Here is a 24,288-nt window from a genome sequence, read left to right on the forward strand (position 1 = left end):
TGAAGCCCAGAACCAACTTCTTAACAAACCTTTTAGTACTCCTACACTGGGGCCATGGACGAACGGCAGCTGCGCATCCTGCGGGAACTCGGCGAACTGGGCAGTGTCACGGCGGTCGCCGAGGCGCTGCTGGTGACCCCGTCGGCGATCTCCCAGCAACTGCGACTGCTGCAGCGCTCGATCCCCGTACCGCTCACGGAGCGGGACGGCCGCCGACTGGTGCTCACGGACGCCGGCCAGGCGCTGGCGGGCGCGGCCATCGAGGTGGAGACGGCGCTGGCCCGCGCCCGGCACACGGTGGGGGAGTTCCTGGACCGTCCCGACGGAGAGGTGTCGGTGGCGGCGTTCCACAGCGCGGCCGCGGCCTTCTTCCCACCCCTCCTCAGGGTATTTACCGCACCGGACGCCCCCACCCTCGCGCTCGCCGACGAGGACGTGGCCCAGGACGACTTCCCCCGCCTGACCCGCGCGTACGACCTGGTCCTGGCCCACCGCCTGGACCACGCCCCACCCTGGCCGAACACGGTCACGGCGACAACGCTCCTACGCGAACCGCTGGACGTGGCCATGCCGGCGACCCACCCCCTCGCCGCCAAGCGCCGCGTAACCCCGGGAGACGTCGCCGACGAACCCTGGATCACCGTCCACGAGGGTTTCCCGGTCATGGCCACCATCGAGGCCATCGCCGCCGCAGCGGGCCGCCATCTCCACCTGGCCCATCGCGTCAACGATTTCGCGGTGGTGGCGGAACTGGTGGCAGCGGGCGGCGGCCTCGCCCTGATGCCCCGCTGGACCGTGCGCCCCCACCCGGCACTGGCCTTGAGACCACTGAGCGGAGTCCAGGCACGACGCCACATCGACGCCCTGTACCGCCCCGAGCGCACGGCCCGCAGGGCGGTCCGCACGGTCCTCACGGAATTGAGGCGGGCGGCAAGCTCTGTCCGAGAGGGCGAGGAGAACCGCTTCTAGGGGCGCGGGGAACTGCGCGGCCAGCCACAACGAACCCGCGGCCGCCCACAGACAACAAGTCCCCACCCCTTGGGCGCTCAGAACGGATACCACCGCACGGACTCATCCCCGCTCCGCAACGACCCCACCCGCCGCTCGAACTCGGCCAACGCCTTCGGATGACTCGGCGCATGCTGAGCCACCCACGCACAGCTGGCCGTCTCGCGGGCACCCCGCAGTACCGAACACCCCTCCCACTGTCGTACGTCCCAGCCGTACGCCGTGGTGAAGGAGTCGTAGGCCTCGTCGGACATCCCATACCGGTCACGCGACAGCGCCATCACCACCAGATCGTGCTCCCGCAGATCCGAGGAAAAGGTCTCCAGATCCACCAGCACCGGCCCGTCAGGACCGACGTGCACATTCCGGGGAAGGGCATCACCATGGATCGGCCCCGGCGCGAGACGCGGCGTCAGCGCAGCCGCGGCCTCGGCGAAACCGTCCCGCCGCTCCCGCAGATACGCCGCGTCCGCCGGATCGATCGCATCCCCCGCAAGCCGCAGCCACCGCTCCACCCCACCCAGCAACTCCCGCGGCGGCAAGGCGAACTCAGGCGTGGGCAACGCGTGCACGACCCGCAACAGTTCGGCCAAATCCCGCGGCTCGGCCGGCCGCACGGCCTCCGGCATCCGGTGCCACACCGTCACCGGATGCCCCTCGACCAGCAATGGCTTCGCCTGGGCCGCCCGCACCGCCGGCACGCCCTCCTGCGCGAGCCACACGGCGATGGCCAGCTCCCGCCGCGCCCGATCCAGCAACTCGGCACCACGGCCCACCTTGACGACCAGGTCACCGGCGGCGAACACCGCGTTCTCGCCGAGGGCGAGGAGCAGCGCGTCCCCGGCCGACCCCGGCAGCACCCCCGCCGCGGCCAGTACGTCCCGCGCCCGTGCCTCGTCCATCGTCCGCCTCCCCTGTCCGCGTAGGCCTCGGTTGCCCCCGTGAACGGCGTCGAGTTCACGCCACCCGTCGGCCAGTCTCGCATTCGCACAGGTCGGACCGTGTGCGCGCTGCCTTGACGGTGCATACCTCCTTCACGACCATGACGGAGGCCGACCGGCCCGGCACCGTCCCGACCCGCGCGAAGGAGCCGATGACGTGGCATTGGTGAGCGCGACAAGAGGGTCGACGCAGCGCACGCCACGCACCGCCCGCGCCCGGGAGGGCGCGCTTGACGACCACGGGGCCTGGTTCCTGGTCCTGCCCGCCCTGATCCCGATCCTCGTCCTGAGCGTCGGCCCCCTCCTCTACGGCATCCTGCTGGCCTTCACCGACTCCCAGGCGGGCCGTACCCGGCCCACCCAGTGGATCGGCGGCCTCAACTTCCAGGATCTGCTGCACGACACGCTGTTCTGGGAGTCGTTCCGGATCGGCCTGGTGTGGGCGGTCGGCGTCACCGTGCCGCAGTTCCTGCTCGCACTCGGCCTCGCCCTCCTCCTCAACCAGGAGCTGCGCCTCCGGTGGCTGGCCCGTGCGCTCGCGATCATTCCGTGGGCGATGCCCGAGGTCGTCGTAGGCATCATGTGGCGGCTGGTCTACAACCCGGACGCGGGCGTCCTCAACGAGACCCTGCACGATCTCGGCCTCGGCGACGGCCACGACTGGCTCAGCGGTCTCGGCACCGCGCTGCCCGCCGTGATCGTCGTGGGCGTCTGGGGCGGCATGCCCCAGACCACGGTCGCCCTCCTCGCCGGTCTGCAAAGCACCCCGCGCGAACTCCACGAGGCCGCCGCGGTCGACGGCGCCGGAGCCTGGCGCCGCTTCCGCACGGTCACCTGGCCCGCCCTGAGACCGGTCGCCCTCGCCATCACCGCCCTCAACCTCATCTGGAACGTCAACTCCTTCGCCCTGGTCTACGTGTTGACCAACGGCGGCCCCGGCGGCCGTACCCGGCTGCCCATGCTCTTCGCCTACGAAGAGGCTTTCCGCTACGGCCAGTTCGGTTACGCGGCGGCGATGGGCTGTGTGATGGTCGCCGTGATCTCGGTGCTTCTGGCCCTGTTCCTGGTGGGCCGGCTCAGGGGAGGCGACGAGGCATGAGGACCAGGACGACCACCCGGACCGGCCAGTACGCGGCCCTGCTCGCGTATCTCGTCTTCCTCGCCTTCCCGTTCCTCTGGCTGCTCTCCACTGCCTTCAAGACACCCCGCGAGCTGGGCAGTCTGCATCCCACCTGGATCCCCCGGCACCCCACCCTCGACAACTTCCGCCAGGCCTTCGACGAACAGCCCCTGCTGCACGCGGCCCTCAACTCCCTCCTCGCGGCGGCCGGGGCGGCGATCGTCGCCGTGGTCATCGCGACGCCGCTCGCCTACGTCATGGCCCGCCGCCGCACCGCGCTGACCCGGGCCGCCATCGGCTGGGTGATCGTCAGCCAGGCGTTCCCGCTGGTCCTGGTGATCATCCCGCTGTTCCTGGTGCTGAAGAACCTTCGGCTGATCAACTCCCTGGCCGGGCTGACACTTGTGTACGTCGTCTGGGCGCTGCCGTTCGCCCTGTGGATGCTCGCGGGATACGTACGGGCGGTGCCGACCGAGGTCGAGGAGGCGGCGGCCGTCGACGGGGCCGGGCGGGCGCGAACGCTCGTCTCGGTCGTGGCGCCGCTGCTCGCCCCGGGGATCGTGGCCACGGGACTCTTCGCGTTCGTCACCGCGTGGAACGAGTTCTTCTTCGCACTCGTCCTGCTGAAGACGCCCGGGAAACAGACCCTGCCGGTCGTCCTCACCCACTTCATCGGCGCGGAGGGCGTCGCCGACCTCGGCCCGCTCGCGGCGGCGGCCTTCCTCGCGACCCTGCCCTCACTCGTCGTCTTCGCGATCGTCCAAAGGCGGATCACCGGCGGCATGCTCACCGGGGCGGTGAAGAACTGATGCGCGGCAGACTGATCGGCCTTCTCGTCCTGACCCTGCTGCTCGCCGGCTGCACGAGCGGCGGCTCCGCGAGAGACGGCCGGATCACCCTCCGTTTCCAGTCCCTGGCCTGGCAGGAGGAGTCCGTCCAGGCCAACAAGGAGCTGGTGAGGGAGTGGAACGCCGGCCATCCGAACGTCAAGGTCGAGTATGTGCAGGGCAGTTGGGACAGCGTCCACGACCAGCTCCTCACCTCCTTCGAGGGCGGTGAGGCACCCGACATCATCCACGACGCCTCCGACGACCTCGCGGACTTCGCCTACGGCGGCTACCTCGCCGACCTGAGAGACTTGCTGCCCGCCCGCCTCACATCAGATATCCCGCAGCGCAGTTGGGACACGGCGACCTTCGGCGACGGGATCTACGGCGTGCCCTTCCTCCAGGAGCCACGCGTCCTCATCGCCAACGCGACCTGGCTGAAGCGGGCCGGGGTGCGCATCCCGACGGCCCGGCGCCCCTGGAGCTGGCACGAGTTCAGGAACATCACCGAGCAGCTGAGCGGCAACGGCAAGTACGGCATCGCCTGGCCCCTCAAGGAACCCGTCTCCGCGACCCTCAACCTCTCCCTCTCGACCGGCGGCGAGCTCTTCCACCGAGGCGCGGACGGCAAGGTCACGGTGCGCTTCGAGGCGGCCGACCAGGTGGTGCCCCGCACCATCCACGACCAGGCGAACACCGACCGCAGCGCCTCGCCCACCACGCTCGGCAGCGGCGGCTCGGACACCCTGCCCGGCTTCTTCGGCGGCACGTACGCGATGGTGCCGCTCGGCTTCTCCTACCGCCAGCAGATCGCGCAGCAGGCCCCGAAGGGCTTCGACTGGCAGGTGCTGCCCGCGCCCGCCGGCGCCGACGGACCGACCCAGGGCGTCAGCCCGCAGACGCTCTCCGTCGCCCAGGACAGCGAGCACAAGAAGGAGGCCGCCGCGTTCATCGACTTCCTGTTGCGGCCCAGGAACATGGTGCGGCTGGCGCTCGGCGACTGGATGCTGCCCACCGGCACCCAGGCGCTCAAGGATCCGGCCCTCCACACGGCCAAGAACGGCTGGGCCACCGGCACCGCCCTCGCCGCCCACCTGCGCTCGGCGCCCGCGCAGTCCGTCCGCGGCTACCCCGAGTGGAAGGACAAGGTCGCCACCCCCGCCTTCCAGGAGTACTACAGCGGGGCCATCGGGCTCGACGAGCTGCGCCACCGCCTGGAGAAGGACGGCAACCTGGTGCTCGCCCGCTACCAGCGCTGAAATTCCGTTGCCCGGCGGGTGGCCGTCCGCCTAGCGTGCCGTCCGTGGCAGCTTGCAACGCGATCATCAACTCCGGTCTCGGCCGGGGCGTCACGCACTCCGTCCGGATGCGTCGAGGCCCCGGTGCCCTGACCGGTCCGGGGAGTCGCATCCGCTGAGCCGCGCCCGCTGAGCGTCGCGCGAGCCACTCTTCTTCCTTCTGCCTTCCGGTCAGGGCCTTCGGCTGCCCTTCTCCCTCTCTCCGGAAGACAAGGACCGCAGGCCATGGCCCGCCCCACCCGAAACTCCCGCGCGCTCTCGCAGAACTTCCTCGCCGACCGCGCCACGGCCGAACAGCTCGCCCGCCTCGCCGTCCCGCACGGCGAGCAGTCGCCCCTTCTCCTCGAAGTGGGAGCGGGAAAAGGCGCGTTGACCGAGCCGCTCGCTCCCCGTTGCCGGGAGCTGCGCGCGTACGAGATCGACCGACGCCTCGTCCCCCTCCTGCGTGACCGCTTCTCCGCCACACCCCAAGTCACCGTCGTCAGCGGAGACTTCCTCGCCGCCAAGCCCCCGCGCACCCCCTTCTCCGTCGCCGGGAACGTGCCCTTCTCCCGCACCGCCGCCATCGTCGACTGGTGTCTGCGGGCCCCCGCCCTCACCGACGCCACGCTCCTCACCCAGCTCGAGTACGCCCGCAAACGCACCGGCGACTACGGCAGTTGGACCCTGCTCACCGTCCTCAGCTGGCCCCGCCACGACTGGCGGCTGGTCGGGCGGGTCGCCCGGACCCGTTTCCGGCCGGTACCGCGCGTGGACGCCGGTGTCATCCGCATCGAGCGCCGCCGCACCCCGCTGCTCGCCCCCGCCGCCCACCACAGCTGGCGCCACCTGGTCGAGCTCGGCTTCTCGGGCGTCGGCGGCTCGCTGTACGCCTCGCTGCGGCGGGCCCACCCGAGGCGGCGCGTGGACGCCGCGTTCCGGGCGGCGGGGCTGGATCCGCACGTCCTGGTGGGCGAGGTGCCGCCGGGGAGGTGGCTGCGGCTGCACGCGGTGCTGTCGTAAACACATCGCACGAGACGTCTCGTCTCGCCTGCGGTCGCCGGCATGACCAGTCGCTCCCGTACGGCCCGTGCCCACATCGCCCTGTTCTCCATCGCCGCGCACGGCCATGTGAACCCCAGCATCGAGGTCATCCGCGAGCTGGTCGCGCGTAGCCACCGGGTGACGTACGCGGGGTCGCCCGCCGTCTCAAGGCGATCCGGACCGAGATGGCCCAAGAGGGCGGTGCGCAACGGGCGGCCGACCTCATCGAGGCCGAACTCGACCGCGAGCGCGCATGATCGAGGGCCCGTTGGTTCCCCCGGGAGACCAACGGGCCCTCGTCACAGGAGGGTTCGGACCCTCTGTCGTAGGAGGGTTCAGACCCTCAGTCGCTCACCCTGCTCCGGAGCCGACGCCACCACGGCCTCCGGCGCCTCGTCGTGGGTGAGGTCGGGCAGCCGGTTCAGCCACGTCGGCAGGTACCAGTTGCGCTCGCCGAGCAGTGCCATGACCGCCGGGAGCAGCACGCCCCGGATGATCGTCGCGTCGATGAGGACCGCGGCCGCCAGGCCCACGCCCATCTGCTTCATGGACTGCATGGACAGCGTGCCGAAGATCGCGAACACGGCGACCATGATGACCGCGGCGCTGGTGACCACACCGGCCGTGGTGACCACACCGTGCTGGATCGCGTCCCTCGTCGTACGGCCGCGCAGCCGCGCCTCCCGGATCCGCGAGACCACGAACACGTGGTAGTCCATGCTCAGCCCGAACAGGATCACGAACAGGAACAGTGGCAGCCAGGTGATGATCGCGCCGACACCCTCCGCGCCCACCAGCGAGGCCCCCCAGCCGTGCTGGAAGACGGCGACGAGGATGCCGTAAGCGGCGCCCACGGAAAGGAGGTTGAGCACGATCGACGTGATCGCGATGGTCAGCGAGCGGAACGACAGCAGCATCAGCGCGAAGGCGAAGACCACGACGAAGGCGAAGACCGGGACGACCGCGCCGCCGAGCTGGGCGTTGAAGTCGTGCGAACCGGCGACCTGTCCGGTGATCGGCGCCTGAACGCCGTCCACCGTGCCCAGGGTTGCGGGGCGCACCTCGTCACGCAGCTTCTCCAGGCTGGCACCGGCCTTGTCCAGATCGGAACCGCCGACCAGGGGGACGTACACGTAGGCGATGTTCTGCGCGTCGTGCAGCGTGATCTGGACCGGGCCGCGCGAGGCGCCCGAACTGACCGCCCGTGCCTTGAAGTCGGCGAGGGCGGACTTCACCTCCGGGGCGTTGATGTCCTTCGCCTTGACGACGACCTCGGCCGGCTCCGAGCCGCCCGGGAAGGCGTCGTTGACGCGGTTGTACGTCTGCACGATCGGCAGCGAGTTCCCGAACTCCTGGTCCAGCGTGAGGTTCTGGGTCTTCATGCCGACCGCGGGAGCGGCGACGGCGAGCAGGGCGCCGGCCGCCACGACCACCGACAGCAGCGGCCTGGCGAGCACCCCGCGCAGAACGGCCGTCCAGAACCGGCTCTCCCCGCCCGTGCGGGCGGCACGGCGTTCCATGGCCTTGGCCAGGAAGGGGACACGGCCCTTCTCGACCCGCTCGCCCAGCAGCGAGAGAAGAGCCGGCAGGACGGTCACCGAGCCGACCATGGCGACGGCGACGACCATCAGCGAGGCCAGGCCCATGCCCTCGAAGGTGGCGAGCCCGGTGAAGAGCATGCCCGCCATCGCCACGCACACCGTGATGCCGGAGACGATGATCGCCCGGCCACTGGTGGCGGCGGCGATCCGCAGCGCCGTCTGGCCGTCACGGCCGGCGGCCCGCTCCTCGCGCTCGCGGCGCAGATAGAACAGGCAGTAGTCGACGCCGACGGCCAGACCGACCAGCAGCATCACGGAGTTGGCGGTGTCGGTCATCGGCTGGACATGGCTGACGATGCCGATCAGACCCATCGTCGCCATGATCGCGGTGATCGCCAGCGCGACCGGAAGCAGCGCGGCCACCAGCGCGCCGAAGGCGATCAGCAGAATGCCGAGAGCCACCGGCACCGCGGAGAGCTCGGCCTTCTGGAAGTCGTCCCCGAACGCGTCGTCGAAGGTCTTCTGCATGCTGGCGCTGCCGATCTCCTCGATCCGCAGCGTCCCGTGGTCCTTCTGCACCCCGGCGACGGCCTTCAGCACGGGCGCCACACGGTCGCCCGCGGTCTCGGCGTCGCCACGCATGTCGAACTGCACCAGAGCGCTGCGCCCGTCCTTGGAGATCGTGTCCGTGGTGTACGGCGACTTCACGTCCGTGACCTTGCCGGTCCCGTCGACCGCCTTGACGACCGCCCCGACGGCCGCCCGGAACTCGGCGTCCGTGGCCTTGAGCCGGCCGTCCTTCGCCTGGATCAGGACCGTCTCGCTCGCCGGTTCCTTGATCCCCGCGTCATCGATGATCTTGGCGGCGGTGTGCGTCTCGCCGTTGAGCTGGTCGCTGTCCTTGAGGTCGACCCGGCCGGCCGCCGAACCGATCCCCATCGCCAGGACGACGAACAGCACCCAGATACCGACGGCAGCCCATCGGTGCCGGGCACTCCAGCCGCCGGCCCGGGCGGCCATGCCCCGCACCCGCGTTTCTCCGTTCCCCATGACGGGCCTGCCCCCTTGTATGCGGTGACAGCCCCCTGCCGCCACCTTCCGCTTCGAAGGTATGGCCGCGATAAGACCGTCTCGTCGTGCTCCCCGGTGAAGTGCCGTGGCCCGGACTCATCCCCACGGACCCGGCCGCCTCACCGTTGGGGAGGACCGAGGCCCCTTACATCTATCCGGGCTACTCGGCGGTAATGATCGGGGTGTCCGGTCCGTCGGCCTCGCTCCTCTTTGTGATGACGAAACCTTGTTGAGTAAGTAACAGCTGCGTGTAGCCGTTGCCTCCGGCCCGGCCGGTCGGCGAGAGTTTCGCGCAGCCGCGCCACGCGGACCCGGCCGTCGTGCCCACCCCCACGGGGCACGACGGCCGCTCTATGGTGTGCGCCATGACGACGACGTATGCGGCGCTGCTGCGTGGGATCAACGTGGGCGGCAAGAAGAAGGTGCCGATGGCCGAGCTGCGGCAGCTGATGGAGGGCCTCGGCCACGACTCTGTACGCACCCACCTCCAGAGCGGCCAGGCCGTCTTCGCGTCCGGCCACGGCGACGCGGAGTCCCTGGCCGACGAGCTCGCCCAGGCGATCGAGAAACGGTTCGGCTTCTCGGTGGACGTGATCGTGCGCGACCACGCCTATCTGCGGGCGATCGTCGAGGCCTGCCCCTTCCCGGCCGCCGAGCTGGAGGCCAAGCAGCTCCACGTCACCTACTTCTCCGGCCCGGTCGATGCCGACAGGTTCGAGGAGATCGACCAACAGGCCTATCTCCCGGAGGAGTTCAGGCTCGGCGACCGTGCGCTCTACCTCTACGCCCCGGACGGCCTCGGCCGGTCCAAGCTCGCCGTGCACCTCGCCAAGCCGCGCATCAACAAGGGGTTGATCGCGACGACCCGGAACTGGAACACCGCGACGAAACTGGTGGAGCTCACGGCAGAGTGACGGTGCGGAGGCCCAGGTAGGGGGCCAGCGAGAGGATCTCGCGCGGCGCGGCCAGACGAGGGTCCGAGGAGAGGCGGCCGGCCTCTTCCTCGGAGGCGGCGGCCACCGCGTCGAGGAGGGCGAGGTCGTCGGCCGAGGGTGTCCCCGGCTCCTCGACGCCGGCCAGCGGGAGCCAGCCGTCCCACGGAAGGGTCTCCACACCGTTGCGGCAGGCCAGGTCGAGGACGAGGCTGTGGCGGACGAACCAGTCGCCCCGCAGACTCTCGTCCCACGAGAGCCCGAAGGTCGCGGGATCGGCCGTCCCCTTCCGGACGGCCCGCCATGCCTCGCCGGCCACGACGAACCGGTCCCGCGGCACATCCAGCGGATCGAAGTCCGGGTCGTACCCGGGATGCAGGATCTGAGGGTCCATCAGGCCCCAACTCCCGTCCGGGCGGCGGTACTCGGTGATCCAGTGATCCTCGTGGAAGCCGTCGACGAAGTACGTGCCGAAGCCCCCGCGCACCCGGGCCGCGGTGCCCGTCGCCCGCAGCAGGGCCACGTGCAGCAGGGCGAAGTCCCGGCACGTCCCGACGAACCGCTCTCCGTACGCCCGGGGTTCGCCGAAAACCCTGTCCGAGCGCTCGCGCAGGATCCGCAGGATCTCACCGACGTACCGAGACTCCGCGTCGTGGTGCAGCCGCTCCCGCGGGATCTCGTGGCCGAGACGCTCGCCCTCCGCCCGGTGGATGATCAACCCCCTCACCAGATGGGCGAGTTCACCGGGGTCATGCGGCAGCCGACTCGTGTCCAGGTCTCCCGGATCGCTGTACGGCGTCTGCTTCAGATAGCTGTCCATGCTGTCCATGTCCAGGACGCTCGACCCTGCCCCAGGGGCAAGGTCAACCCCGTGCTTCATGCCCTGTACACACGCCTGTGCGAGGCTCTTCCCATGCGCTACATCATCATCGGAGCGGGCGCCGTCGGCGGTGCGATCGGCGGGCGTCTCGCGGGGGCCGGGCACGAGGTCGTTCTGATCGCGCGGGGCGCGCACCACGAGGCGCTGCGGGACGGCGGGCTGCGGCTGCGGGTGCCGGACGGCTCGTACACGTACCACCTCCCGACCGTCGACGGCCCGGCCGGCCTCGGCGAGCTGCGCCCCGACGACGTGCTCGTCCTCGCCGTCAAGACGCAGGACACGGTGGCCGTCCTGCAGACCTGGGGCCCGGCACCGGTCGCGGGCGGCGGCACGGCGGCCGAGCGGCTGCCCCTGTTCTGCGCGCAGAACGGGGTGGAGGGCCAGCGCCTTGCCCTGCGTGTCTTCCGGCACGTGTACGGCGTCTGCGTCTGGCTCCCGGCCACCCACCTCCAGCCGGGTGAGGTCTCCGCCGGCGGCGCCCCGCTCACCGGCATGCTGCACCTGGGCCGATACCCGCACGGAACCGACGAGACCGCCCGGCTGGTCGCCGCCGACCTGGAGAAGACAGGGTTCCTCGAGGCGCCGGTCGTGGAGGACGTGACGCGCTGGCAGTACGCCAAGCTGCTGACCAACCTCACCAACGCCCTCCAGTCGTTGGCCGGGCAGGACGAGGGACAGGAGGGCCGCGCCGCGCTGCGCGCACGCGTGCGGGCCGAGGGCGAGGCCGTGCTCGACGCCGCCGGGATCCGGTACGCGAGCGTCGAGGAGCAGCAGGCGCTCCGCGGCCACAAGGTCGACCTGGTGCCCCTCGACGGCGCCCCGCGCGGCGGCGGCTCCTCGTGGCAGTCCCTCACCCGCGCCACCGGCACCATCGAGGCCGACTACCTCAACGGCGAGATCGCGCTGCTCGGCCGCCTGCACGGCGTGCCGACCCCGCTCAACGACCTGCTGCAGCACCTCTCCAACACCTTCGCCCGTGAGCGCCGGGCACCGGGCTCGATGCCGATCGAGGAGCTGATCCGCCTGGCCGACGAGGCTGTCGCGTTTGTTCAAGAGTCCTGAGCGGGCTCTTCCTAGCGTGGGGTGCATGACGTACGACGACCCCAAGCACCTGCACACGTACATGACCGAGTGTGCCGCCGAGGCGGCCCGCGTAGCGCGTGGCGTCCCGGCGGCACGGCTCGGCGAGCCCACCCACTGCACCGACTGGGACGTCCGCGCCCTCGTCAACCACTGGGTCCTCTACACCTCCCACGGCCTGGAGCACCGCGCCCTGCGCAAGCAGCTCCCCGAGGAGCTGACCTCCCGCGACTTCACCGCCGACCCGGACTGGCCCGCGGCCTACGCCGCCCAGCTGGACCGCGCCGTCGCCGCCTGGGCCGACCCCGCGGTGTGGGAGGGCGAGGTCGACCTCGGCATGGCGAAGGTGCCGGCCCTCGACATCGCCTCCATGGTCATCAAGGAGATGGCCGTGCACGGCTGGGACGTGGCCACCGCCACCGGTCAGGCCTTCCGGGTCTCCGACGACGCGGCCCGCTTCGTCCTCCACGTGGTCGACCGGCACGGCGACCTCTACCGCCAGTACGACGGCTTCGCCGACCCCGTGCCGGTGCCGGAGGACGCGCCCGTGTTCGACCGAGCGCTCGCCTCCAGCGGACGGGACCCGAAAATGGGCCAGTAGAACACTGCACCATTGGGCCGCGACCTTGTACCGCATCGCGACTAGCGTCGTTCGCATGACGAACACCGCACCCACCCGTGTCGACTTCTGGTTCGACCCCGCCTGTCCCTTCGCCTGGATCACCTCCCGCTGGTTGCTGGAGGTCGAGCGCGCCCGCCCGCTCGACCTCCGTTTCCACGCCATGAGCCTCCATCTGCACAACCTCGGCAACGAACTCCCCGACTGGTACCGGGACTTGGTGGACAGGTCGATCGGCCCGGTGCGGGTCGCCGTCGCGGCCGCGGAGCGGCACGGGGAGAAGGTGCTGCGCGATCTGTACACGGCCTTCGGCACCCGCATCCACGAGCGGAAGACCGAGGACTTCGACACCGTGGTCGCCGAGTCCCTCGCCGAACTGGGCCTGGCGGCCGACCTGGCCACCGCCGCGCACGACCCGTCGTACGACGAGGCGGTCCGCCGCAGCCACGAGGCCGGTGCCGAGCCCGAGTCGGGCGGCCATGTGGGCACGCCCACCCTTCATGTGGAGGGCACGGTGTGGTTCGGGCCCGTGCTGCGGGCGATTCCCCGGGGTGCTCGCGCGGCCGAACTCTTCGACAGCTTCCGGGTGGTGGCCACCGACCCGGACCTCTTCGAGCTGAAGCGCACCCGCACGGGAATCCTTCGCTTTGACTGATCCGATGAATCCTTATGGGGGAGTGCAGAGTTACGACGATTTCCGTCCCGTTCATTGACTGGGGCACCCAATTGCTCCTACCTTTCCCGGCGTTGGGTACAGGCTGATCCCACGGGAGGGGTACATGCCCACGCACCGAAGAGCCGCCCTGGTCACCCTCGTCACCGCCGTACTGGCCCTCGGCGTCCCGGGCCTTGCGGCCCCGGCCCAGGCCGCGACCTCCGACCTCTATGTCTCACCCGCCGGCGACGACCACGCCGACGGCAGCGCACGCCATCCCGTCCGCACCCTGCAGCGAGCCCGCGACCTGGTCCGCGTCCGGGCCGCCGACCTGAAGTCCGACCTCACGGTCCACCTCGCCTCCGGCACCTACCGCCAGTCGGGCCCGCTCGTCCTCGACGCCCGCGACTCCGGCACGGGCGGCCACCAGGTGATCTGGCAGGGCACCGGCGCCACCGTCGTCAGCGGCGGCCGCCAGGTCGTCGGCTGGCACCAGGTCCCGGGCCGCAAGGGACTGTGGTCCGCGCCCGCACCCCAAGGGCTCAGCGACACACGGCAGTTGTACGTCGACGGAGTGCGCGCCCAGCGGGCTCGCGGGGCCGTACCGGTCACGCTCACCCAGACGGCCACCGGCTACACCGCCTCCTCGGACACCATCGCCCACTGGAAGCACCCCTCCGACGCCGAGTTCGTCTACACCAGCGGCGAGGCCCTCTGGAACGTCGAGCGCAACGGCCTCGGTCAGTGGACCGAGCCGCGCTGCCGCATCGCCTCCGCCGAGGGCACCACGATCACCATGGCCCAGCCCTGCTGGGACAACTCCAACAAGCGGGTCGAGTTCCCGGACATCCCCGGCCGTACGGTCAGCATGGTCGGCCCGGGACATCTCACCAACAGCGGGAAGGCGTCCTACGTCGAGAACGCTTACGAACTCCTCGACCAGCCCGGTGAGTGGTACCTCGACAAGAGTGCGCGAACCGTTTACTACCTGCCGCGCAAGGGCGAGGACCTCGCCCGCGCAGATGTCGAGGCCGCGGCGGCCGAGAAGTTGGTCGACGGGCGGGGCACGGCGGAGGCGCCCGTGCACGACATCGCCTTCCGCGGCATCCAGTTCAGTTATGCGACCTGGCTGACGCCCTCGCAGCCCGAGGGCTTCTCCGAGATCCAGGCCGGCTACACCATCACCGGCGCGACGGGCTGGGCCACGCAGGGCCTGTGCCAGTACGTCGAGGGCGGGACGTGCCCGTTCGCGTCCTGGACGAAGATGCCCGGCAACGTGTCATTCGCCTACGGGCAGCACATCCGGTTCGCCGACGACGTCTTCGCCCATCTCGGCGCGTCCGGGCTGGACCTGGGAACAGGGAGCAAGGACTCGTCCGTGAGCGGCAGCGTCTTCACCGACATCTCCGGCAACGGGCTGGAGATCGGCACAGTGGACGGCGAAACCCCGGCCTCCGGCGTCCAGGTGACGGACAATCACCTCTACGGCCTGCCGCGCGAGTACCACGGCGGTGTCGCCATCCTCAACGGATACACCCAGGGCAACACCCTCGCCCACAACCAGATCGACCACGTCGGCTACTCCGCCGTCTCGATGGGCTGGGGCGGCTGGCCCGACAAGATCAGGGACGCGGCCACCCCGAACCCGAGCCATGACAACACCGTCCGCGACAACCTGATCTTCGACTACATGCAGGGTCTCGACGACGGCGGTGGCATCTACACCCAGGGGTTGACCGGCACCTCCATGACCGACGGAGAGAAAGTCACCGGAAACGTCATCCACGACCAGTGGGGCCTGGGCAAGAACGTCTACACCGACAACGGCTGCACCTACGAGACCGTCCAGGGAAACGTCCTCTACAACGCTTCCTATGCCAACGTCGCCTCCCGGCACACCGACTACCGCGACGACCTCGGCAACAACGACCCGACCCTTGTCAAGGACAACTGGTGGGAGGAGGGCACGGCCGACGGCGACGACAAGGGGCTGGTGACGACCGGGAACCGGATCATGACCGCCCTGTCCGACGTACCGTCGGACGTGCTGAACAACGCCGGACTGGAGCCCGCCTACCGCGGTCTGCTCGACCGACGTGTCGGCGCCGTGTCCGTGCCCGAGGCGCCCTCGCGCGTCGGCACCAGCACGGCGGGCGCGGACGCGTTGTACGTGACCTTCAACCCGACCTTCGCGGACGGTGGTTCGCCGGTGACGTCGTACACGGCACGGGCGTACGACACGGCGGGCAAGCTGGTCGGCCAACAGGGCGTATCCGCCGCCGAGTTCAAGCGGTCGGCCCTGGTCCGGATCGGTGGACTGCCCTCGTCCGGCGGGCCGTTCACCGTGACGGTCACCGCGAGCAACGCGCACGGCACCAGCGCCGCGTCCCTCGCCTCGCTGCCGCTGACCCCCACGGCGGCGACCGCCCTGCCCGCCGCGCCCACCGCCCCCAAGCTGCGCGCGGCGTCCACGGCGGCCACCCTCGCCTGGACCCCGCCCACCGCGACCGGGGACGCGAAGATCGTCGGCTACCGGGTGACCGTCTCCGACGGCCGCACCCCGATCGACGTCACCGGCCGGGACGTCCTGGTCACCCAGCCCTCGGCCAAGGGCATGTTCCGGGTCATCGGTGGTCTGAAGCCCGGTACGTCGTACACGGTGACCGTCGCGGCGGTGACGGCGGCGGGCACCGGGCCCACGGCCACGGTGACGGCGACGACGAAGTCCTGAGAGAACACTTCCTGAGAGAACAGTCCCGAGAGTGACGTCCTGCGAGGGCCGTCCTGAGAGCGCAGCCCCGAGTGTGAAGTCCTGCCGGCCGCACTCAGGCCGTCGCCTCGCCCCGCCACTCCCCGTCCCGCCGTGCCCAGCGCACGGCGGGACGGATCGCGAGGCCCGCGGCTGCGAACAGCACGCCGAGCACGGCCCAGCCGACCCGGCCGTGCTGGATCGCGGTCACCGTGACCAGGGCCGGGCCCGCCATCATCCCGGCCGAGAAACCCGCGCCGAACACGCCCTGGTAGACGCCGTGGGCGCGGGCGTCGGCGAGTTCGTAGCCAAGGGTCCAGCCGCCCGCGGCCGAGAACACCTCGGCGAAGACCTGCACCACCGCGCCGACCGTCAGCGCGAGCACCGCCCAGACGGGGGAGAGGCCGGCCGAGACGGCGTACACCGCGCAGGCCGCCGCGAGCAGGAGGCCGGACCAGCTCATCGCCCTCACCGCGCCGGGGACTCGGGAAGCGCGGCGGGCGACCCGTACCTGGAGCAGGGCCACCAGCACGCAGTTCACGATCATCAGCAGGGCCGCCGTCCAGCGCGGTGCCTCGGTGCGCTCCACGATCCAGAGGGGCAGGCCGACGTCGGACAGCGTGTACTGGACGACCAGCACCGCGTTGAGGACGGTCACCGCGAGGTACGGCAGGTCCCGCACCGCCCGCCATCGGTCGGTCACCGGTGCGTCGGCCGCGATCCGCTCCCGCGCGTGCGGCGCGAGCGGCAGCCGGCGCAGCAACAGGGCGGGCGCCAGGAACGACAAGGCGTTGACCAGAATCACCGTCACATAGGCTCCGCGCGTGTCGAGTTGGAGTGCGACCGCCCCGAACGCGCCGCCCACGCCCATCCCGACGTTCGTCACCATCCGCAGATACGCCCGCGCCTCCACCCGCGATGCCGCCGGCAGCACATCGGCGTACACGGCGCCCTGCACCCCGCGGCTCGCCATCTGCAACCCGGTCCCGCAGACGACCGCGGCGAGGAAACCGGCGTAGGAGTGGACGAACACGTAGCCCGCCGTGGCCATCCCCGTGCCGGCCCACAGCAGCGCCCCCACCTGCCGGGCGCCCCACCGGTCCGCGGCCCGCCCGGCGGGCACCCCGGCCGCCACGCCGACCAGCCCCGCCACCGTCAGTCCGAGGCCGACGGCGGTCGCGTCGAGGCCGACAATGCGGGTGAAGTACAGGACGCCGAGGGGGAAGTAGAGACCGTTTCCCAGGGAGTTGAGGATCGTCAGCACCGTGGCGCGGCGCAGGGCGGGGTCGGTGGGGAGGAGGCCGGCGGCGCGTGTGGCGCCGGTACCTCCACCGTCCCGGTCGGACGCGGGCGAGACGGGTGTCGTGGTCATGCGTACAGCGAAGCCGCCGACGGCCCGGCTCGGACAATGATTTAGCGTGGGACTCAATGGACGAGAGCCGCACGATCGAGTTCCGCTTCGCGGTGGGCGACCTGGCCACCACCTCCTTCGCCTACTCGCCGCTCCAGGAGACGGTGTTCTCGCTGCGCTGTCTGCACGACCCCGCCCGCTATCCGCACCACCGCCCGTGGCTGCGCCGTATCCGCCCCCGCCTGGCCGCCCTCGACGCCGAGGTGCTCACCGCCCTGTCCGCCCCGTGGTTCTGGGTGCCGGACTTCCTCACCCCGCGCCCCGCACGCGCCCGCCCCGCCTTCACCGACGAGCTGGACACGCTGCGGCAGACCCCGCCGGACGTCGTCGTCACCGATTTCCACGCCACGTACCGGACCGGGGACGGAGGCTCTCTGCCGCCGGTCGTCTCCGACGGTCTGACCGACCCCGTCGCGTTCCTCGCCCGTCTCACCGACGCCCTCGACGCCTACTGGCACACCTGCCTCGCCGAGGCCTGGTGGCCGCGGGTGCAGAGCATCCTGGAGGCCGATCTCGCCCACCGGGCACGGGTGTTGGCGGAACAGGGCGCGGGCGCGCTGTTCGCGGGGCTCGACGACCGGCTCGCCTGGACCGACGGCCAACTCCTGCTGTCCACGCGGGACTTCGTGCTGCAGACCTCCTGGACCGACACGAGCATCGCCGGACGCGGCCTGGTCCTGCTGCCGACCATGTTCGCGAAGGGCGCCCAGCCCCTGATCGACCCCTCACGCCCGCCGACGCTGATGTACCCGGCCTACGGCCGCGCCACCCTCTCCGAGACACCGCCCCCGGTCACCGACACCGCCCTGGCCCGCCTCCTCGGCCGCCCCAGGGCCCGTCTGCTCCTCCTGCTGGCACAACCGGCCTCCACGACCGAACTCGCGCACCGTCTGGAAGTCACTCCGGGCGCCGTCAGCCAGCATCTGGCGGTTCTCTACGACGCGGGGTTGCTGAGCCGCACCCGGAGCGGACGGATCGTCCGGTACGCGCGCACCTCGCTCGGCGACGAGCTGTGCCGCGATCGGTAGATCAGTAGGCTCGTCCGCATGACCATGGCTGAGGACTGGTCCCACACCCGTCTGTGGGTGGAGAAGAGCCTGCGCCCCGGCGACCGCATCCGAGCGGTGAGCGCGTTGCGGGGCGGCTGGACGTCGAGCATGCGGCGCCTCGACATCGAGGGCGCGTCGGGTGAGCCGTACACCCTCGTACTGCGCTCCTTCGTCCAACCCTTCTTTCTGAAGCACGCGTCGGGGCTGCTCACGCGCGAGGCGGACATCCTGCGCCTGCTCGCCGACACGACCGTGCCGGCGGCCCGGCTGCACGCCGTCGACGCGGCGGGGGAGCACTGCGACCATCCGTCGCTGGCGATGTCGCTGCTGTCGGGGAGCGTGCGCCTGGACGAGGAGGACATCGAGCGGAAGAGCGAACTGCTGGCCCGGCAGCTGGTCGCCATCCACACGCTGCGGGTGGCGGAGGCCGACCGGCCGCGCCCGTACCAGGCGTGGACGAGCCCCGAGCGGGTCCGGGTCCCCGAGGACACCGCGCGGCCCGGGCTGTGGCGGCGGGCGGTGGACGTGATCGGGCGTCCCGCCCCCGCCCACCGGTCGGTTTTCCTGCACCGTGACTTCCACCCAGGAAACGTTCTCTTCACGGGACAGGGCGCCGACCTGGCCGTCACGGGTGTCGTGGACTGGGTGGAGACGTCCTGGGGACCGGCCGACCTGGACGTGGCCCACTGCTCGACCGCCCTCGCCCTGCTGCACGGCGTGCCCGTCGGCCTGCGACTGGCCGACCACTACCGCGCGGCCGGCGGAACCCTCGACGACGACCGCGAAGCCCACCTGTACTGGCGCCTCCTGGACGCCCTGGCCTTCGCACCGGACGCGGAGAAGGTCGCCGTCCCCTGGCGGGAACTCGGCCGGACCGACCTGACACCGGCCGTTCTCACCGGGCGCCTGGAGGAGTACCTCCTGGCGCTGCTCGCCTAGGCGCCGACAGCCGCCAGCACCGGCGTCCGCGCCGCGTCGTACCGCTCCAGCAGCAACCGCGCCACCTCCGGTGCCGGACCCAGCACCTCGGCGAGCACATCCGCCTCCGCCGCGCCCCGCGCGATGCGGTCCGGCAGGAAACCGGGGGCCAGGACGTACGGGGCGACGGCGACGTGCTTGCAGCCCAGTTCCCTCAACTCCCGTACCGCGTCCTCGGTACGGGGCAGGGACGCGGAGGCGAACGCGGGTCGCACGGCGCACCAACCGGTGTGCCGCCACTCCCGCGCGATATCTGCGATCACCGCGATCGCCTCCGGGTCGGTGGACCCCGCCGACGCCAGCACGACCCCGGTCGAGGACTTGTCGGCCGGGGTCAACCCGGCCTCGTACAAACGCCGTTCGAGGGCCCGGAGCAACAAGGGGGAGGGACCCAGTACCTCCGCCTGTCTGATCCGCAGCCGCGGTGGCGCGTCCCGCAGGACCGCGGGGATGTCCGCCTTCGCGTGGAACGCGCGGGTCAACAGGAGGGGGAGGGCCACGACTTCACGGACGCCCTCCGCCGCCAAGGATTCCAACACTCCATGGACGGACGGGATGTTGAAGTCCAGGAAGCCCGTCTCCACGCGCAGACCCGGCCGCAGCGACCGTACGCGACGCACCAGGGCGTGCACGGTCGCGGCGTGCCGCGGGTCGCGGCTGCCGTGGGCTATCACGAGGAGAACGGGCTTCGTGTGCATGGGAGTTCAGCTCTTCACCAGCAGACCGCGACTGCGCAGCACCCATCGCTCCAGCGGGCTGAAGATCAGCAGGTCGATCGCTATGCCGACGAACAGGATGAGCAGGATGGCGAGGAAAACGGTCGCCATGCTGCTGTTGGTGCGGCCCACCTCCAGCAGCTGGCCAAGCCCCATGCCCATGTCCGGCGACTGGGCGATGATCTCGGCGGCCATCAGCGAACGCCAGGAGAACGCCCAGCCCTGCTTCAGACCGGCCACATAGCCGGGCAGCGCCGCGGGCATCACGATGTGCCAGGTGCCGCGCAGCCCCGTCGCACCCAGGGTGCGGCCCGCCCGCAGGAACAGCGGGGGCACCTGGTCGACGCCGGACACCAGACCGTTGGCGATCGAGGGCACGGCGCCCAGCAGGATCACCGTGAACATCACCGAGTTGTCCAGGCCCAGCCAGATCACCGCGGGCGCGACCCAGGCGACCGAGGGCAGCGACTGCAGGCCGGACAGGATCGGGCCGAACGCCGCCCGCACGAACTTCACCCGCGCCACCAGCAGGCCCAGGGGCGTACCGATGACCAGCGCCATCAGGAAGCCGAGCAGACCCCGGGAGACGCTGCCCCAGATGTAGGAGAGCAGGGTCCCCTTGAGCCACTGGTCCTCGACCTCACCCCAGACATCGGCGGGGGAGGGCAGCTTCGACGGGTTGTCGACGACCGGGTAGAGCAGGGTCCAGGCCACCAGCACCACGACGACGGCGATGATGGGCGGCAGGATCTTGTTCTTGAAGGTCTGGCTGAAGGGCGTACGGCCGGTGGCCGTGGTCTCCAGCGCGTCGAGGCCGGCCTCGACACTTCCGGCGTCCTGCGCCGGCGTCGTCTCAGTGCTGGCCATGACGGCGGATCTCCCCACGCAGTACATCGGTGATCTCAAGGGACAGTTCGGCCACGGGCGCGTCCTCGATGCGACGCGGCTGCGGGATGCCGACCTCCCACTCGCGTGCGATCCGCCCCGGACGGGACGACAGCAGGATCACACGCTGCGCGAGCCGTACCGCCTCGCGCACGTTGTGCGTGACGAAGAGGACGGACAGGCCCGTCTCCGCCCAGATCCGCGTCAGCTCGTCGTGCAGCACGTCCCGCGTGATGGCGTCGAGGGCCGCGAACGGCTCGTCCATCAGCAGCAGGTTGCTCTCCTGGGCGAGCGCCCGGGCCAGCGCCACGCGCTGGCGCATCCCGCCCGACAGCTCGTGGACGCGCTTGCCGTACGCGCCCTTCAGCCGGACGAGTTCGAGCAGCTCCTCGGCCTTGTCGCGCCGCTCGGCCTTCGCAACCCCCCTGAGTTTGAGGGCGAGTTCGATGTTCTTGCCCGCGGTCAGCCACGGGAACAGGGCGTGCTCCTGGAACATCAGGGCCGGGCGCCCGTCCGTCGCGATGGAGCCGACGGTCGGCTTGTCCAGGCCCGCCACCAGGTTCAGCAGAGTGGACTTGCCGCAGCCCGAGGCCCCCAGGAGGGTGACGAACTCGCCGGGCGCGACATCGATGCTGATGTCGTCCAGGACGAGCTGCTGCCCGCCCGGTCCTGCGAAGGACTTCGAGACATGCTCAAGGCGAGCGGCGTACTCCACCGACTCTTCGGCCTTGGCGAGGGTCGTTGCCATGGTCGTCACCTCCTGGGAACTCATCGGGGTCAGCTGGCGCCGAGACCGGCGTCGTCGACCGTGTTCTCGCCCTCGGCCTTGAGGACCTTGTTGAGGATCGTGAGGTCGTAGATGCCCTGGAGGTCCGGCTTCTCCAGCAGACCGGCCTTGACCGCGTGCGCCGCCTCGGTGTTGAGGGTGGAGGCCAGCGGGTCGTCGGTGAACTGGATCGACTTCCAGGCCGGGTCCAGGACGTCCGCCGGGAGCGCCTTGCCCGAGTCCGCCTCCAGCTGCTTGTTCGCCACCGCCTTCGCCTTGTCGGAGTTGGCGTTGATCCACTTGTTGGCCTCGACCGACGCCTTCAGCACGGCCTCGACGGCCTTCGGGTGCTCCTTGAGGAAGGCCTGCCGCACGATGATGTTCGTGATCACGAACTTCTTGTCCGGCCACAGCGACGCCTCGTCGAGCAGCACCTTGCCGCCCTCCGCGACCAGCTTGGACGCGGTCGGCTCCGGCACCCAGGCACCGTCGATGGAACCGGACGCGTAGGCGTCCGGGGTGATCTTGTTGTCGGTACGGATCACCGACACATCGCCCTTGCCGGTGTTCGCGTCGACCTTCCAGCCCTGGTCGGCGATCCAGTTGAGGAACGCCACGTCCTGCGTGTTGCCGAGCTGCGGGGTGGCGATCTTCTTGCCCTTGACGTCCTTCAGGGACTTGATCTTCTTCGGGTTGACGACGAGCTTCACACCGCCGGACGCCGAACCGCCGATGATCTTCAGGCCCTTGCCGTCGGACTTGACGTAACCGTTGATCGCCGGGGACGGGCCGATCCAACCGATGTCGATGGAGCCCGAGTTGAGGGCCTCGATTTCCGAGGGGCCGGCGTTGAAGATCTGGTAGTCCGCCTTGGTGGCACCCAGCTCCTTCTGGAACAGGCCCTGCTGACGGGCGACCAGAGCGGTGCCGTGGGTCAGGTTGCCGAAGTAGCCGATCTTGACGGAGCCGAGACCGTCGATCTTCGACGAACCTGCGGCGACCTTCTCCTTGGCGTTGTCGGCCGTGGACTTGGACCCGTAGCCGCAAGCGGCGAGCGTGAGCAGGGGAAGTGCGGCTGCCACGGCGACGCCGCGGCGAAGGAGCGATGAGCGGTTGACAGGCACGGGAGGCTTTCCTCTCGTTGGCCCGGCGGTCACGGTCTCTCAGGTCGTGGCCGGGAGATCGGCAGTTTGCGTCTACGGCGGTGGGGGGGTGAGGGCGCGCAGGCAGTGCGCGTACGTCAACGCACACATCGCGCCACTCCGCCCTGCCCGCTGCCGAGAGCACCGCTGCCGATGCGGCCGCCCTCCTTCGCGAACGTGGAGTAGTAGTCGGTGGAGGTCATGTCAGAAATCCCACCCGTCGTCCTCGGCCTCGTCCTTGACGGGCTCGGGGGACGCGAACGACTCGCCGACCATGCCCGCGGTGAGCGTGGTGCCGTCGCTGGGGTCGATCAGGATGAACGAACCCGTGCGGCGCGAGTCGGCGTACGAGTCCACCGGCAGCGGCTCCGCGGTGCGGATCTTCACGCGGCCGATGTCGTTGGCGACGAGCTGTCCCGGGTGCGGGTGCAGGGACAGGTCGTCGAGCGTGAGACGGGAGGGGATGTCCTTGACGATCGCCTTGACCGTGCGGGTGCCGTGCTTGAGCAGTACCCGGTGACCGACGGTCAGCGGCTGGTCGGCGACATGGCAGACGGTCGCCTCGATGTCCTGGGTGGTCGGCGGGGCGTCCTTGCTGGGCACGATCAGGTCGCCGCGCGAGATGTCGATGTCGTCCTCCAGGAGGATCGTCACCGACTGGGTGGTCCAGGCGACGTCGACCGGCTCGCCCAGCAGGTCGATGCCGGAGATCTTCGTCGCACGCCCGGACGGCAGCACGGTCACCGCCTCGCCGACGTGGAACGAACCGGCGGCGATCTGGCCCGCGTAACCCCGGTAGTCCGGGTGCTCTGCGGTCTGCGGCCGGATCACGTACTGCACCGGAAGGCGCGCGTGGCAGTGGCTCAGGTCGTGGCTGGTGGGAACGGTTTCCAGGTGTTCCAGGAAGGTCGGCCCGCCGTACCAGTCCATGTTCGCGGACGGGTCCACCACGTTGTCGCCGGCCAGCGCCGAGATCGGGATCGCGGTGATCTCCGGGACGCCCAGCTCCAGCGCGTACGCCGTGAACTCCTCGGCGATCGAGGCGAAGACGCTTTCCCGGTACTCGACCAGGTCCATCTTGTTGACGGCGAGCACCACGTGCGGGACGCGCAGCAGCGCGGCGATCGCGGCGTGCCGGCGCGTCTGCTCGACGACGCCGTTGCGGGCGTCGACCAGGATCACCGTCAGCTCGGCCGTGGAGGCACCCGTCACCATGTTGCGGGTGTACTGCACGTGTCCGGGCGTGTCGGCGAGGATGAACCGCCGCTTGGGCGTGGCGAAGTAGCGGTACGCCACGTCGATCGTGATGCCCTGCTCGCGCTCGGCGCGCAGTCCGTCGGTCAGCAGCGCGAGGTCGGGGGCCTCCTGGCCGCGGTTGCGGGAGGCGTGCTCGACGGCCTCCAGCTGGTCGGTGAGGACCGACTTGGAGTCGTGCAGCAGCCGTCCGACGAGCGTGGACTTGCCGTCGTCGACGGAGCCGGCGGTGGCGAACCGCAGGAGGGTCGTGTCCGAGAGGGCCTCGGTCGTGGTCGTGCTCATGCTTAGAAGTACCCCTCGCGCTTACGGTCTTCCATCGCGGCCTCGGACATCTTGTCGT

At 70.6% G+C, this 24,288-nt stretch carries 21 protein-coding genes and 1 pseudogene; 13 read left to right on the forward strand and 9 right to left on the reverse strand.

What is annotated here, in order from left to right; all coding sequences use genetic code 11:
• Positions 1-54 precede the first annotated feature (54 nt).
• Complete coding sequence (locus tag ACWC09_RS20600; RefSeq protein WP_450851998.1) at positions 55-969, forward strand: LysR family transcriptional regulator; 915 nt, start codon at positions 55-57, stop codon at positions 967-969.
• Positions 970-1,046: 77 nt separating this feature from the next.
• Here ACWC09_RS20600 and ACWC09_RS20605 read toward each other — a convergent pair whose 3' ends face one another.
• The gene (locus ACWC09_RS20605; RefSeq protein ID WP_450851999.1) at positions 1,047-1,910 is read right to left on the reverse strand and encodes a phosphotransferase enzyme family protein; all 864 of its coding nucleotides are present in this window, start codon (positions 1,908-1,910) and stop codon (positions 1,047-1,049) included.
• A gap of 196 nt (positions 1,911-2,106) precedes the next feature.
• On the opposite strand from ACWC09_RS20605, the gene ACWC09_RS20610 reads away from it, so the two are divergent.
• From ACWC09_RS20610 to ACWC09_RS20630, 5 genes and pseudogenes are all read left to right on the forward strand, one after another.
• On the forward strand, positions 2,107-3,048 hold the full coding sequence (locus ACWC09_RS20610) for a carbohydrate ABC transporter permease (RefSeq protein ID WP_450852000.1): 942 nt from the start codon (positions 2,107-2,109) through the stop codon (positions 3,046-3,048).
• Positions 3,045-3,878, forward strand: coding sequence for a carbohydrate ABC transporter permease (locus ACWC09_RS20615; RefSeq protein WP_450852001.1), 834 nt, complete (start codon positions 3,045-3,047; stop codon positions 3,876-3,878). The genes ACWC09_RS20610 and ACWC09_RS20615 overlap by 4 nt, the downstream gene beginning before the upstream one ends.
• On the forward strand, positions 3,878-5,155 hold the full coding sequence (locus ACWC09_RS20620; RefSeq protein WP_450852002.1) for an ABC transporter substrate-binding protein: 1,278 nt from the start codon (positions 3,878-3,880) through the stop codon (positions 5,153-5,155). Before ACWC09_RS20615 ends, ACWC09_RS20620 begins: the two co-directional genes overlap by 1 nt.
• 264 nt (positions 5,156-5,419) lie before the next feature.
• Positions 5,420-6,196 carry an ErmE/ErmH/ErmO/ErmR family 23S rRNA (adenine(2058)-N(6))-methyltransferase gene (gene erm / locus ACWC09_RS20625; protein ID WP_450852003.1) on the forward strand — a complete coding sequence of 259 codons (777 nt, stop codon included), beginning with the start codon at positions 5,420-5,422 and terminating at the stop codon, positions 6,194-6,196.
• A pseudogene (locus tag ACWC09_RS20630) lies at positions 6,166-6,385 on the forward strand (hypothetical protein); the annotation flags it as partial. The gene erm and the pseudogene ACWC09_RS20630, both read left to right, overlap by 31 nt.
• Before the next feature lie 167 nt (positions 6,386-6,552).
• Here the strand turns inward: ACWC09_RS20630 and ACWC09_RS20635 are convergent.
• Positions 6,553-8,808 (reverse strand): MMPL family transporter, encoded by a 2,256-nt coding sequence (locus ACWC09_RS20635; protein ID WP_450852004.1) that lies wholly within the window; start codon positions 8,806-8,808, stop codon positions 6,553-6,555.
• A gap of 386 nt (positions 8,809-9,194) precedes the next feature.
• Here ACWC09_RS20635 and ACWC09_RS20640 point away from each other — a divergent pair, with 386 nt between their 5' ends.
• Positions 9,195-9,743 (forward strand): DUF1697 domain-containing protein, encoded by a 549-nt coding sequence (locus ACWC09_RS20640; RefSeq protein ID WP_450852005.1) that lies wholly within the window; start codon positions 9,195-9,197, stop codon positions 9,741-9,743.
• Here ACWC09_RS20640 and ACWC09_RS20645 read toward each other — a convergent pair.
• Positions 9,730-10,590 carry a transglutaminase-like domain-containing protein gene (locus tag ACWC09_RS20645; protein ID WP_450852006.1) on the reverse strand — a complete coding sequence of 287 codons (861 nt, stop codon included), beginning with the start codon at positions 10,588-10,590 and terminating at the stop codon, positions 9,730-9,732. The two genes, ACWC09_RS20640 and ACWC09_RS20645, sit on opposite strands and share 14 nt — an antisense overlap.
• A gap of 84 nt (positions 10,591-10,674) precedes the next feature.
• On the opposite strand from ACWC09_RS20645, the gene ACWC09_RS20650 reads away from it, so the two are divergent.
• The 4 genes from ACWC09_RS20650 to ACWC09_RS20665 all read left to right on the forward strand — a co-directional run bounded on the left by ACWC09_RS20650 (position 10,675) and on the right by ACWC09_RS20665 (position 15,726).
• Positions 10,675-11,703, forward strand: a complete 1,029-nt coding sequence (locus ACWC09_RS20650) for a ketopantoate reductase family protein (protein ID WP_450852007.1) — start codon at positions 10,675-10,677, stop codon at positions 11,701-11,703.
• A 25-nt stretch (positions 11,704-11,728) separates the two neighbouring features.
• A complete protein-coding gene (locus ACWC09_RS20655; protein WP_450852008.1) occupies positions 11,729-12,322 on the forward strand; it encodes a TIGR03086 family metal-binding protein in 594 nt (197 codons plus the stop codon).
• Between the two features lie 55 nt (positions 12,323-12,377).
• Positions 12,378-12,995 carry a mycothiol-dependent nitroreductase Rv2466c family protein gene (locus ACWC09_RS20660; protein WP_450852009.1) on the forward strand — a complete coding sequence of 206 codons (618 nt, stop codon included), beginning with the start codon at positions 12,378-12,380 and terminating at the stop codon, positions 12,993-12,995.
• Positions 12,996-13,119: 124 nt separating this feature from the next.
• Positions 13,120-15,726: a fibronectin type III domain-containing protein gene (locus tag ACWC09_RS20665; protein ID WP_450852010.1), complete on the forward strand. Its 2,607-nt coding sequence runs from the start codon at positions 13,120-13,122 to the stop codon at positions 15,724-15,726.
• A 94-nt stretch (positions 15,727-15,820) separates the two neighbouring features.
• Here the strand turns inward: ACWC09_RS20665 and ACWC09_RS20670 are convergent, their stop codons facing one another.
• Positions 15,821-17,116 carry an MFS transporter gene (locus tag ACWC09_RS20670; protein ID WP_450852011.1) on the reverse strand — a complete coding sequence of 432 codons (1,296 nt, stop codon included), beginning with the start codon at positions 17,114-17,116 and terminating at the stop codon, positions 15,821-15,823.
• A gap of 56 nt (positions 17,117-17,172) precedes the next feature.
• Here ACWC09_RS20670 and ACWC09_RS20675 point away from each other — a divergent pair, with 56 nt between their 5' ends.
• Together ACWC09_RS20675 and ACWC09_RS20680 are read left to right on the forward strand one after the other, a co-directional pair.
• Positions 17,173-18,183: an ArsR family transcriptional regulator gene (locus ACWC09_RS20675; RefSeq protein ID WP_450852012.1), complete on the forward strand. Its 1,011-nt coding sequence runs from the start codon at positions 17,173-17,175 to the stop codon at positions 18,181-18,183.
• Between the two features lie 18 nt (positions 18,184-18,201).
• Positions 18,202-19,143: a phosphotransferase family protein gene (locus ACWC09_RS20680; protein ID WP_450852013.1), complete on the forward strand. Its 942-nt coding sequence runs from the start codon at positions 18,202-18,204 to the stop codon at positions 19,141-19,143.
• Here ACWC09_RS20680 and ACWC09_RS20685 read toward each other — a convergent pair.
• From ACWC09_RS20685 to ACWC09_RS20705, 5 genes are all read right to left on the reverse strand, one after another.
• On the reverse strand, positions 19,140-19,880 hold the full coding sequence (locus tag ACWC09_RS20685; protein WP_450852014.1) for a sirohydrochlorin chelatase: 741 nt from the start codon (positions 19,878-19,880) through the stop codon (positions 19,140-19,142). The two genes, ACWC09_RS20680 and ACWC09_RS20685, sit on opposite strands and share 4 nt — an antisense overlap.
• Positions 19,881-19,886: 6 nt before the next feature.
• Positions 19,887-20,765 (reverse strand): ABC transporter permease, encoded by an 879-nt coding sequence (locus tag ACWC09_RS20690; protein ID WP_450852015.1) that lies wholly within the window; start codon positions 20,763-20,765, stop codon positions 19,887-19,889.
• Positions 20,752-21,555, reverse strand: coding sequence for an ABC transporter ATP-binding protein (locus ACWC09_RS20695; RefSeq protein WP_450852016.1), 804 nt, complete (start codon positions 21,553-21,555; stop codon positions 20,752-20,754). Before ACWC09_RS20695 ends, ACWC09_RS20690 begins: the two co-directional genes overlap by 14 nt.
• A gap of 5 nt (positions 21,556-21,560) precedes the next feature.
• Positions 21,561-22,673 carry an aliphatic sulfonate ABC transporter substrate-binding protein gene (locus ACWC09_RS20700; RefSeq protein ID WP_450852017.1) on the reverse strand — a complete coding sequence of 371 codons (1,113 nt, stop codon included), beginning with the start codon at positions 22,671-22,673 and terminating at the stop codon, positions 21,561-21,563.
• 222 nt (positions 22,674-22,895) lie between these two features.
• Positions 22,896-24,230, reverse strand: coding sequence for a sulfate adenylyltransferase subunit 1 (locus ACWC09_RS20705; RefSeq protein WP_450852018.1), 1,335 nt, complete (start codon positions 24,228-24,230; stop codon positions 22,896-22,898).
• Positions 24,231-24,288 lie beyond the last annotated feature (58 nt).

The sequence above is a fragment of the Streptomyces sp. NPDC001617 genome, from assembly GCF_053596855.1.